Source organism: Mumia sp. ZJ430 (genome assembly GCF_011751845.1).
Taxonomy (GTDB): Bacteria; Actinomycetota; Actinomycetes; order Propionibacteriales; family Nocardioidaceae; genus Mumia.
In genome coordinates this window covers 1,068,875-1,080,370 of sequence record NZ_JAAHFK010000002.1, presented here as the reverse complement: position 1 = coordinate 1,080,370, position 11,496 = coordinate 1,068,875, and the positions used below count along the sequence as shown (strand labels likewise).

Here is an 11,496-nt window from a genome sequence, read left to right as displayed (position 1 = left end):
AGGAGGGGAACTTAGGGACGACGAGATTGTCGTGGCAAGCGGTTGCCATCGGGTTGCCAGATCGTGTTCGCTATGTGACATGGCCGACCCCACGATCTACGACGTCGCCGCGGCCGCCGGGGTCGCGACCTCGACGGTGTCACGCGCGTTCTCCCATCCGACGCGAGTGAGTGCGAAGACCCGCGAGCACGTCCTCGCGGTCGCTGCCGAGCTTGGCTATCGGCCGAACCCGCATGCCCGCGCGCTGTTCTCCGGCCGCCACCACACCGTCGCGATGGTCGTCTCCGACATCACGAACCCGCACTACTTCGAGCTGATCCGCGGGGCCGAGCTGCGGGCGAAGGCGTCGGAGTACACGCTCGTGCTCGTCAACGCCGAGGAGTCGCCGCGCATCGAGTACGACCAGATCCAGCGCCTCGTCGGCTCGGTCGACGGGTTCGTGCTCGCCGCGAGCCGCCTGCCGGACGAGAACCTCGAGCAGATCTCGGCGCAACGCCCGGTCGTCCTGATGAACCGCGAGCTCCCAGGGCTCTCGAGCGTCGTCCTCGACCACGTCCAGGGGTGCCGCCAGCTCGTGGAGCACCTGGCGTCGCTCGGGCACCGCCATCTCGTCTACCTCGCCGGGCCGCGCAACTCGTGGATGGCGGCGACGAGGTGGTCCGCGCTGCGCGTCGCCGGCGACGACCTCGGCATCCGGGTCGAGCGCGTGGGGCCGTTCACGCCCAAGGTTTCGCACGGAGGAGTCGCGGCCGACGGTGCCCTCAACACCGGCGCGACTGCCGTCGTCGCGCACAACGACCTGCTCGCGATCGGGGTCGTCCAGCGGCTCGCGCAGCGCGGTGTGCGGGTGCCGGCGGACGTGAGCGTGGTCGGGTTCGACGACATCTTCGCCTCGGACTTGTGCACCCCGCGCCTCACGACCCTCGGGGGCCCGCACGGCGAGGTCGGACGGGCGGCGGTCGAGATCCTGCTCGACATGGCGACGCCGACACGCCAGCCCCGTACGCCTGCGCGTGTCGTGCTCCCGACCGAGCTGGTGCTCCGCGACTCGACCGGCGAGGCGCCGTAGGGCCGCGGCTGTCCGACGGGTCAGAGGGCGCCGGTGGCGCGCTGCGCGGCGAGTCGTACGGGCGCGTCCGCGGCACCGTACCCGTCGTACGGACCGCGCCGCTCGACGAACTCGAAGAACACGTCACCGAGGGTGCGTGTGTAGAAGTGCACGAACCCGCCGTCGGCGTCCTCGTCGTACAGCAGGTCCAGCGACCGCAGTTCGGTGAGGAACGCGTCGTCGAGGCCGAAGCGCGCGCGCAGGTCGTCGTAGTAGTTGTCGGGTACGGGGAGGAACGACAGTCCGCGCCCCCGTGCCGTACGGGCGAGCCCGACGACGTCGTCTGAGGCGAACGCGACGTGCTGCGCACGGCGGTCCTCGCCCTGCGGCTCCACGTTGAGGGGGAGTCGTACGCAGCCGTCCGGCGTACGCATCACCTGGCTGCGGACGAGCCCGCTCGGCCCGGCGACTTCGCGGGCTGGCTCCGGGTCGAGGCCGAGGACGCTCTGATAGAAGAGCACGGCCTCGTCGAAGTCCTGCCAGCGCTGCGTCACGTTGACGTGGTCGATGGAGCGGGCGACGTCGGAGCGTTCGGGATCGCCGTACGTGAACTCGTCGAGCCAGCGTGGATCGGGTCCGTGGTCGCTGAAGAGGATCTGCGTTCCGTCGGGTGCCGCCGTCGCCGGCAGGTCCTGCTCGCCCGCGTGCGTCTGCCGGAACACCGGGGGCGCGTCGAGCTCGCGGGCCCGCGCCAGCGCCGCGTCCGCGTCGGCGACCTCGAGACCGAACGCGGCCAGGTGGGCCGGCTTGTCCCCTCCGCGGTCGTTGAGGATCACGCGGGCCCTCCCCGACGACCAGAGTCGTACGGGCTTGGTGCGGTGCCGGCCGCGGAAGGTGAAGCCGAGCTGTTCGAGCACGAGGTCGGTGTCGTCGAGCCCTGACCCGCGCAGTTCGACGAAGTCGAAGGCCTGCGGCGGGCTGACGGCGGTGAGCGGCCTGGTGGTGGCTGCGGTGTCGGGACGGCGTACCTGGTCGGCGAGCCAGACCAGCGAGCGGTGCGCGTGCGCAGCGGTGCGTCGCACGTCGGTCTGGCGGAAGACGTCGTTGAAGACCTCGAGCGACAGCGGTCCGGTGTAGCCGGCGGCGAGCACGTGGCCGAGGAAGCCGGTGAGGTCGAAGCTGCCCTCGCCTGGGAAGAGGCGGTGGTGCCGGCTCCACGAGAGCACGTCCATGTCGAGGGCAGGGGCGTCGGCGAGCTGGAGGTAGAAGATCTTGTCGCCCGGGATCTTCTCGATGTCGCTCGGGTCGTGGCCGCGAGACAGGATGTGGAACGAGTCGAGGCACACGCCGATGTTGGGGTGGTCCGCGCGCTCTACGATCCGCCATGCGCGGCGGTAGTCGTCGATGTACTTGCCCCAGGCGAGCGCCTCGAACGCGATGCGGACCCCGTACGAGGCGGCGAGCTCACCGAGGGCGCGCAGCTGACGGGCCGACACCTCGTCGGAGTCGATCGTGGCGGTGGCGACGTTGCTGCACACGAGGATCAGGTCCATACCGAGGCGGTTCATCAGCGCGAACTTCGTCTCCGCGCGGCGAAGGTTGTCGGCGAAGGTCTCCTCGTCGACGCCCTCGAAGTCGCGGAACGGCTGGTAGAGGTCGAGCGACAGCCCGAGCCGGTCCGCGAGCGTGCGGATCTCCTCGGGCGACTCGTACGCGGTCACGAGGTCGGGCTCGAAGATCTCCACGCCGTCGAAGCCGGCTTCGGCGCAGGCGTGGAGCTTGGGGACGAGACTTCCGCTGAGGCAGACGGTGGCGATCGACGTACGCACGCGAGGAACGTACCATTTCGTACATTGCGGGGGCCAGAGCCGACTGCCGGTCCTCGGTGGCCTCGCTCGACTAGGGTGGTGCCGTGACTGACCAGGTCTCGAGGCAGCGCGATCCCGAGCGTACGAAGGCGGAGCTCCTCGAGGTCGCCACACGGGCGTTCGCCGAGGACGGATACTCCGGTGCCCGCGTCGACGAGATCGCGGAGCGCACACGCACGACGAAGCGGATGATCTACTACTACTTCGGCGGCAAGGAGCAGCTTTATCTCGCCGTTCTGGAGAACGCGTACCGCGGGATCCGTCAGGCCGAGGAGCGTCTCGAGGTTGGTGACCTCGGCCCTGTCGACGCGATCAGGCGGCTCGCCGAACTGACGTACGACCACCACGTCGAGCACCAGGACTTCATGCGCCTGGTCGCCATCGAGAACATCCATCGCGGTGAGGGCATCCGCAAGCTCGAGGTGCTCCGTGACCTCGGCAAGCCGGCGATGGAGATCCTCGAGACGATCCTCAAGCGGGGCGTCGCCGACGGGGTGTTCCGTGACGACGTCGACGCGCTCGACGTGCACCTGCTGATCAGCTCGTACTGCGTGTTCCAGGTCGCCAACCAGTACACGTTCGGCTACCTCTTCGACGTCGACCTGCTCGCCGACGATCAGCGCCCGCGGCTGCGCGCGTTGATCGGCGACGTCGTCGTGTCCTGGCTGCGTCCCGGGTCCCCGGTCGCGTAGGGCGAGCCCGTATCGAGACCCCGGGTCTCGGCACCCCTCGTGCGATCTCGGTCGCTGCCTGATCCGCTGAGGCCCCGTCCCCGATTCGGGCACTTTGACACCCAACCCGACAGCGGATTCGGTGGCAAAATGCCCGAATCGGGGACGGAGGCCATCCGCTGCGTCATCCGAGTCGCGCTCTCGCCACCAGAGCGGAGCACTCGTCGCAGTCGGACACGACCGGATGGGCGCAGGTCACCACGTGCGAGAGAAACCGGTCGGCCAGCTCGAGATCGGCGACCTGTTCGGCGATGCTGACTCGCTTGGCAGCGATGATCCCGATCCGGTCGGCGCGCTCCGCGGCAGCGAGGTCACGGACCTCGGCCAACGAGAGTCCGGCGCGCTGGCAGATCTGGATCATCCGAGCCTGCGCGAGCGACTGTTCGTCGTAGACGCGATGGCCCGAGGGGAGCCGCGGTGGTCGGAGCAGCTCGACGTCCTCCCAGTGGCGCAGGACGTGCGCCGCGATGCCGAGGACAGCGGCGGCGTCGCCGACCCGCATCTCCGTCTCGGGCATCGGATCACCTCTTTACTTCAGGTCGACCTGAAGTTATAGCGTCCCATCATCGATGGTCAACCCGACGACGGAAGGCGGTCACCCCGGTGTCCGAAGACGTTCGAACTCCCAGCATCGCCGTATGCTGCGCAGCAGCCGCAGGCCTCCTGAAGGGCGTGGTGCGTCCGCGGCCACGGGACGAGCGGTTCCTCCGCAGCCTGACCGACGCAGGCCTCCCGTACGCGACCCGGACCGTGACTGTCACGCCGTTGCGTCAGGTGGCCCGCCCGGTCCCGACCGCGATGATCGTCGAGGGCCGCCGGAGCCCGCGCCGGATCCCCAACGCGCTCCAGACGTTCGTGGTCACCCATCCTGAAGCGACGTTCCTCGTGGATCCGAGCCTGTGCCTCGACGCTGAGCGGCGTGCGGTCGCGCAGCTGCCTGCGGTCCTTCGGGCCGTGATGAGCCCCCCGGGCCGGACCGTCGCGACCGTCACGGCCCTCGGTGAGCTCGACCCGGCGCCTGCACTCGACTTCGCCCTGCCGACCCACGCGCACTGGGACCACGTGTGCGGCCTGCTCGACCTTCCCGACCTGCCGGTGCGGCTCCACACCCGCGAGCGGGACTGGGTCATGGACGGGCTGATCGCACCGGTCGGAGGAGTCCGCGACGCACTGCGGGGGCGTACGACGGTCCTGTACGACCTCGAGGGGCCGCCCGTCCTCACGTTTGCCGCGAGCCACGACCTTTTCGGTGACGGCTCGGTCGTGCTCGTCGACCTCGCGGGCCACACCCCTGGGAGCGTCGGCGTTCTCCTGCACACCGAGCGCGGGTGGGTGCTGCTCGCGGGCGACGCGGCGTGGCACAGCTACCAGGTCGAGGACCTACGCCAGAAGTCCGCCTTCCCGGGCGGCCTCGCCGACGAGGACCGAGGCGAGACGTTCCGTACGCTGCACCGCCTCCATGCCGTCAGAGAACGCGTCGGGATCGTTCCGACGCACGACCCGGACGCGGCCCGACGACTGTCCGGCGCCGTCCCCGTGCGCTGATGCTCAGCGGGGTTGCGGTGTCGCCGTCGTTGGCAGGGTCTGGATCGGCGCGGCGGCGGCGGCGACGGCGTCGGTGAGCGTGCCCTTCGCCTGGCGGTGCCGCTTCATGAGGACGTCCAGCAGGACCGCGGCGAAGCTGAGGCCCGCCATCACCCACGAGGCGGCGCCGATCCCGGCCGCGAGCGCGTCGCCCTGCGAGTGACCGGTGTCCGTGCGGTTCGTGATGACGGCCGCGTTCACCGTCGCCGCGACCGCGGTGAACACGGCAGCGCCGACGTACCGGGCCATGTTCGAGACGCCGGAGGCGGCGCCGACGTCGTCGGCGTCGACGCAGGCCGTCGCCGCTGACGAAGCCGGGCCGTTCGACATGCCCATGCCGACGGCGATCGCGACGAGTGGCAGCAGGAACGCGAGGTAGCGCCAGTCCGCCTGGGTCAGACCGACGACGGCGAACCCCACTCCGGTGATGAGGAACCCGAGCGAGACGACCTGGCGCCCACCGACCTTGGCCGCCATCGTCGGCACGAGTGGGGCGACCACGACCAGCCCCACGGTCGCCGGGAGCGTCGCGAGGCCGGCCTGGAACGGCGTGAACCCGAGGGCGGCAGGGTTCTGAAAATAGAGGCTGAGCAGATACATCAGCGCATTGATCGTGCCCGCGCCCACGAGGATCGCGATCGTCGCGCCGACGAGCGTGCGGTTGCGCAGGAGAGCGAGGTCCAGGAGCGGCACACGGACCCGCTTCTCGACGGCGACGAACGCGAAGCCGGCGATCACGGCGATCGCGAAGCAGCCGATCGTGGCCACGCTGAACCAGCCCCAGTCGCTGCCCTTGCTCGTCCCCAGCAGGATCGGGCTCAGCGTGAGGGCGACGAGGACGGCACCGGCGTAGTCGATCGAGCGCGATCGTGTCTCGTCCCGGGACTCCGTGACCGTCGCGAACGTCATCACCATGCAGACGATCGCGATGCCGGCGTCGATCCAGAACAACCCCTGCCACCCGGTGAAGTCGACGAGGACGCCGCCCACAAGCGGACCCGCGGCCGCCCCCACGGCAGCGGCCGCACCCCACAGCGACACGGCTCTGAGCTGTGCGTCGCCGGAGTTCGCGACGGACAGGAGACTCAGCCCGCACGCGAGGATCGTGGCACCGGCCGCACCCTGAATCAGGCGACCGATGATCACCATCTCGCCGGTGTTCGCCAGGGCGATGACGAGGCACGAGAGGACGAACAGCAGCAGACCGAGCTGGAAGACCCGCTTGCGCCCGAAGACGTCGCCGAGGGCGCCCGAGGTCACGATCACCGCGGCACCGACGAGCGAGTAGCCGGTCACCGCCCACTGCAGCGTGTCGACCGACATCCCGGTGTCGTCGCTGATCGCCGGGAGCAGGATGCTCACCGCGGACGTGTTGGCGTTCACGACCAACGTGGACAGGCACGTGGCGGCCAGCACGCCACCGGTCTTCGCGGCAGTGTCGGTCGACATCACGGGCCACCCCCTGTGTGCCGGTGGTCACCGTGGCCTCCGGACGTCTGGCCACACGCTAGCGGCGGGCCGCTCGCGCCGCATCGCCATGACCGTTCTCGACTCCTACGCTCGGACGATGGACGACTCCGAAGAGACAGCGATGACGGATGTGCTGGTCGTCGGTGCGGGGCCGACCGGGCTCACGATGGCGCTGGAGCTGGCTGCCCAAGGGCTCGCCGTCCGCGTCGTCGACGCCGCACCCGATGCCGTCCACGAGTCGAGAGCACTCGTCGTCCAGGCACGCACGCTGGAGGTGCTCGACAGGCTCGGGGTCGCGGACGACCTGGTGGCTGCGGGCGATCGGGCTTCCGGCGTGACGATCCACGGGCGCGGGCGCACCGCAGCGATCCGCCTCTTCGACCCGGCGATCACCGAGACCGCGTACCCGTTCCTCCTCTTCCTCTCGCAGGCGCGCACCGAACGGATCCTGCTGGACCACCTCGCCGGCGCGGGCGTCGACGTCGAGCGGGGCAGCACCCTCGCCGGCCTCGAGCAGGGCAGTGACGCAGTGACGGCCGTCGTCGACCGCGCAGGCCGCCAGCGGACCACGATCAGGGCCCGGTACGCCGTTGGCTGCGACGGCGCCCACAGTGCGGTCCGTACGGTGGTCGGTGCCGACTTCGCCGGATCGACCTACCCGCAGACCTTCGTCCTCGCCGACGTCGAGGCCGACGGCATCGATCACGGCCAGGCCCACGCGTACCTCGGGGAGGAAGGGCTCTTGTTCTTCTTCCCGCTGGGGAGCCCGGCGTCGTGGCGTGCGCTCACGATGCGTCCGCCCGGCGACGACGCGACCGCCTTCGCCGACCTCGAGCGGCTCGTGGGCACCCGGACCAACGGCGAGGTCGTCGTCCGCGACCCGGTCTGGCTGACGGACTTCTCGATCTCCGAGCGCTGTGTCGACCATCTGCGCACCGGGCGCGTCCTCCTCGCCGGCGACGCCGCGCACATCCACAGTCCCGCGGGCGGCCAGGGGATGAACACCGGTATCCAGGACGCGGTCAACCTCGGCTGGAAGCTCGCGCTGGTGTGCCGAGGACTGGCGGGCAGCGATCTGCTGGACTCGTACGAGGCCGAACGGCTGCCGGTCGCGCGCGACGTCCTGGAGGCCACCGGGCGCGTGTTCCGGGTCGCGACGTCGTCGAACCGCACCCTCGGCCGCGTGCGCACCCTCGTCGGGACGACGGTGCTGCCGCTGCTCGCTCGGGTGCCGGCGCTGCGTCGGACCGCGTTCCGGGCGGTCGCCGAGCTCGACGTCCGCTATCGTGTCGGCGCGATAGCGGCAGACGGGCAGCGCACGCACCGGGCTCTGCGCCCCGGCGACCGCGTCCCGGACGGACCGGTCGTCGTCGACGGCATCGCGACGACGCTCCACAGGAGCCTGTCGCCGACCGCCTTCACCCTCGTGCTCGTCGGGCCGTACGGTCACACGCGCGCCGCCGACGTGGATGTCCTCGTCCGCCGCTGGGGTGACCTCCTGCGGGTCGTCCGCGTGACGGTTGTGCCTGGCGTCGGAGAGGCGTCGGCGCTGCTCGTACGGCCTGACGGCTACGTCGGGGCGACCGACCGCGAGGACAACCTCGCCGCCGTCGACCGCTACCTCGCCGACGTCGTCGGGCTCACCCCTGCGGGCCTCACGTGATCTCCGGCAGTTCCTGCGCGGCGCCGAGGAGCACGCGGAACGGGTCGCCCTTCTCCTCGAGGCGGTCCAGGACGGTACGGATCGTCCAACCACCGGGTCGCAGGTCCGGATCGTCGAGCTCGTCCCAGCCGAGCGGCACCGACACTGGCGCGCCGAAGTCGGGGCGGGGCGAGTACGGCGCGAGCAGGGTCTTGTCGATCGCGTTCTGGGTGCCGTCGAGCCGGACGAGACCTTTGCGCTGCTTGACGTCCGCCTTCGCGCTGACCAGCTCAGGCACCACCTGGCCGACCGTCTCTGAGAGCGTCTCCACCCAGGTGCGGGTGTCGTCGAACGAGTAGCCGGCGACGACCGGGACCCAGATCTGGATGCCGCGTCGACCTGTCACCTTCGGCCGCGCCGTCACGCCGAGGTGCCCGAGCGCCGTACGGTGCAGCCGGGCGAGGGTGAGCAGGTCGTCCCACGAGGTACGGTCGCCCGGCTCGAGATCGATCAGCGCGTAGGTCGGCTCGCGCGGCGCGTCGGCGCGGGAGATCGGCACCGCCCACTCCCGTGCACCGAGGTTCGCGGCCTCGACCAGCGCCGCCGGGTCGTCCGCGAAGGTGCGCCCTTCGACGTACGGCAGTGCGATCGGCGCGATCCGTGCGGTGTACGCCAGCAGCTCGCGCTTGGTCACCGGCGGGTCTCCCGGGAAGAGCACCTTGTCGAGGCCGGTGACCTTCAGGCTGCGGCCGAAGACCTCCCAGGTGCCCCGCTTGCCGAGCGCCATCAGGTCGTCGATCGCCTGGTCCGGGAGCGGCTCGGGCAGCAGCGACACAGCCGCCTCCGCGGCTGGCGCGTCGGACCGCCACAGAAAGTGCGGGTCGGCCTTCACCTCGTCGTTCGTACGCCCGCTGAGCACCGAGCGCGGATGGTCCTCCGGATCCCAGCCCGAGGCAGCGAAGTCGTCGTGCTTGTGCAGGAGCATCCAGGCGTTCTCGCCCTGATCTCCACCACGGCGTAGGAGGACCAGGCGGCCGCGCAGCTTCTTCCCGTGGACCTCGGCGTGCAGCTCACCACCCTCGATCGCCGCCCGTGGGTCGTCGGTCTTGGTGGGCTCCCACGTCCCGGTGTCCCAGACGATGACGTCGCCGCCGCCGTACTCGCCCGACGGGATGACGCCTTCGAAGAGGAGATATTCGAACGGGTGGTCCTCGACGTGCATCGCGAGCCGGCGGGCATCGGGATCGAGGGTCGGTCCCTTGGGGACCGCCCAGCTGACCAGGACGCCGTCGATCTCGAACCGCAGGTCGTAGTGCAGCCGACTTGCACGGTGGCGCTGCACGACGAAGCGGAGGGGCCCGCCCACACCGCCGGCGCCCTCCCCGGCAGGCTCAGGCGTGCGCGCGAAGTCGCGCTTGCGACGGTAGACCTCGAGCGGATCGCCCATGGAAGACATGGTGCCGGGTGAGCACGAACCATGCCCGCCGCTCAGCTGTTGGCGAGCAGCGCGTTCATCCGGCCGTAGTCGGCGCCGCCCGCGAGCGCGTCGAACGTCCCGTCGGCGAGGACGGCGCGAGCCAGGCGCTCGGTGAGGCCGTACGCCGCCTGGGCGAGTGCCGTGCCGGTGCTGATCCGACAGACTCCAGCCGCCGCCAGTTCACGGACCGACGGCGAGCCGGGCCCGGCCATCGCGTTGACCGGCACGTCGACCGCCTGCGTCACCGCGGCGAGGGCGCCCAGGTCGCTCAGGCCGGGGACGAACACGCCGTCCGCGCCGGCCGCGGCGTACGCACGGGCGCGGGCGACGGTGTCGTCGAGGTCGTTCACGCCCAGCAGATAGACGTCGGTCCGGGCGTTGACGAAGAGCGGCACACCAGCCGCGTCGGCAACCGCGCGTGCCTCACAGACGCGCTCCGCCATCGTGTCGATCGCGAGCAGCGTGCCGGACTCGGAGTCCTCGAGGTTGATGCCGACGGCGCCCGCCTCGATCACTCCGGCAACGGTCGCGGCGACGTCCCCGAAGCCCGCCTCGATGTCAGCGGAGACTGGGACGTCGACGGCGGCCACGATCCGACGCACCGCGTCGAAGAGCGCCGTCGGATCCAGTGCCTGGCCGTCCGCGGCACCGAGTGCCCACGCGACGCCCCCGCTGGTCGTGGCGATCGCAGGGGCACCGGCCTCCTGGATCAGCCGCGCGGACGCAGCGTCCCACGCGTTGGGGAGCACGAGCACGTCGTCGTGGAGCGCGTGGAAGGTCTTGGCTCTCTCATGGGAGGTCATGCGTGTCAGTCTTCCGCGCGGGTCAGACACGTTCCGGCGGGAATCGGACGCGACCATGGTTGCCACGACGGTGCCCGCGCGGGAAGGTAGCCCTCGTGAGCAACGCGATCGTGACAGGTGCAGCAAGTGACATCGGGCAGGCCATCGCCCGGACCCTCGTGGCCGACGGCAGCTACGTCGTGCTGGCGGACAACGACCTCGACACCGTCGAGGCCCTAGCGCGGGACCTGCCGGGGACGGAGGCGGTGTACCTCGACCTGGCGTCGGCCGAGTCTGTCCGACAGGTCGGCGCCGACCTCGTGGAGCGCCTCGGCGCGCCAGACCAGCTCGTCAACGGTGCCGCGCTCTGCAACGGCGGCTCGCTGCAGTCGGTGGACGAGGCGACGTGGGCGCAGGACCTCGAGGTCGTCCTCGCCGGCACGATCCGGGTGTCGCAGGCGTTCCTCCCGTCGATGCGCGCGGCAGGGCGCGGCTCGGTCGTCAACATCGCCTCGGTGAACGGACACAGCTACTTCGGCGCCGATGTCTACAGCGCCGCGAAGGCCGGCGTCCTCAACCTCACGAAGACGCTCGCGGTCCAGTACGGCCCGTACGGCGTCCGGGTCAACTCCGTCTCGCCCGGGACGGTCGTGAACGCTCAGCGGCGCCGTCAGCTCGCGGACGACCCGCACGCGCTCGACCGTGCCACCGACTGGTACCCGCTGGGGCGGGTCGGCGTACCCCAGGACGTCGCGGACGCCGTGGCGTTCCTGCTCTCCGACCGTGCGAGCTGGATCACCGGCACCGACCTGCGGGTCGACGGCGGTCTCCTCGCAGGCATGCAAGGGCTCGCCGACGCGCTCAACACGCGGCCCGAGCGCTAGACGGCACGGG

The 11,496-nt window shown here is 70.8% G+C and carries 10 protein-coding genes; 5 read left to right on the top strand and 5 right to left on the bottom strand.

The features are described 5' to 3' along the window. Positions 1 to 79 precede the first annotated feature (79 nt). Positions 80 to 1,069, top strand: a complete 990-nt coding sequence (locus tag HCT63_RS11690; protein WP_167004471.1) for a LacI family DNA-binding transcriptional regulator — start codon at positions 80 to 82, stop codon at positions 1,067 to 1,069. A 20-nt stretch (positions 1,070 to 1,089) separates the two neighbouring features. Here HCT63_RS11690 and HCT63_RS11685 read toward each other — a convergent pair whose 3' ends face one another. Continuing rightward, positions 1,090 to 2,877, bottom strand: coding sequence for a sugar phosphate isomerase/epimerase and 4-hydroxyphenylpyruvate domain-containing protein (locus HCT63_RS11685; protein WP_167004468.1), 1,788 nt, complete (start codon positions 2,875 to 2,877; stop codon positions 1,090 to 1,092). A gap of 83 nt (positions 2,878 to 2,960) precedes the next feature. On the opposite strand from HCT63_RS11685, the gene HCT63_RS11680 reads away from it, so the two are divergent. Continuing rightward, a complete protein-coding gene (locus tag HCT63_RS11680) occupies positions 2,961 to 3,608 on the top strand; it encodes a TetR/AcrR family transcriptional regulator (protein ID WP_167004466.1) in 648 nt (215 codons plus the stop codon). Positions 3,609 to 3,771: 163 nt separating this feature from the next. Here HCT63_RS11680 and HCT63_RS11675 read toward each other — a convergent pair whose 3' ends face one another. Further along, positions 3,772 to 4,164, bottom strand: coding sequence for a MerR family transcriptional regulator (locus HCT63_RS11675; RefSeq protein ID WP_167004464.1), 393 nt, complete (start codon positions 4,162 to 4,164; stop codon positions 3,772 to 3,774). Positions 4,165 to 4,250: 86 nt separating this feature from the next. Between HCT63_RS11675 and HCT63_RS11670 the strand changes: the two genes are divergently transcribed. Continuing rightward, positions 4,251 to 5,192: an MBL fold metallo-hydrolase gene (locus HCT63_RS11670; RefSeq protein WP_208322392.1), complete on the top strand. Its 942-nt coding sequence runs from the start codon at positions 4,251 to 4,253 to the stop codon at positions 5,190 to 5,192. A gap of 3 nt (positions 5,193 to 5,195) precedes the next feature. Here HCT63_RS11670 and HCT63_RS11665 read toward each other — a convergent pair whose 3' ends face one another. Next, complete coding sequence (locus tag HCT63_RS11665) at positions 5,196 to 6,680, bottom strand: MFS transporter (RefSeq protein ID WP_167004462.1); 1,485 nt, start codon at positions 6,678 to 6,680, stop codon at positions 5,196 to 5,198. 118 nt (positions 6,681 to 6,798) lie between these two features. Between HCT63_RS11665 and HCT63_RS11660 the strand changes: the two genes are divergently transcribed. Next, complete coding sequence (locus HCT63_RS11660; RefSeq protein WP_167004459.1) at positions 6,799 to 8,364, top strand: FAD-dependent monooxygenase; 1,566 nt, start codon at positions 6,799 to 6,801, stop codon at positions 8,362 to 8,364. Here the strand turns inward: HCT63_RS11660 and HCT63_RS11655 are convergent. Next, on the bottom strand, positions 8,357 to 9,790 hold the full coding sequence (locus HCT63_RS11655; RefSeq protein WP_167004456.1) for a DNA polymerase ligase N-terminal domain-containing protein: 1,434 nt from the start codon (positions 9,788 to 9,790) through the stop codon (positions 8,357 to 8,359). The genes HCT63_RS11660 and HCT63_RS11655 overlap by 8 nt on opposite strands. 41 nt (positions 9,791 to 9,831) lie before the next feature. Continuing rightward, positions 9,832 to 10,623: an isocitrate lyase/phosphoenolpyruvate mutase family protein gene (locus tag HCT63_RS11650; RefSeq protein ID WP_208322390.1), complete on the bottom strand. Its 792-nt coding sequence runs from the start codon at positions 10,621 to 10,623 to the stop codon at positions 9,832 to 9,834. Between the two features lie 95 nt (positions 10,624 to 10,718). Between HCT63_RS11650 and HCT63_RS11645 the strand changes: the two genes are divergently transcribed. Then, positions 10,719 to 11,486 (top strand): SDR family oxidoreductase, encoded by a 768-nt coding sequence (locus tag HCT63_RS11645; RefSeq protein WP_167004450.1) that lies wholly within the window; start codon positions 10,719 to 10,721, stop codon positions 11,484 to 11,486. Positions 11,487 to 11,496: the final 10 nt, after the last annotated feature.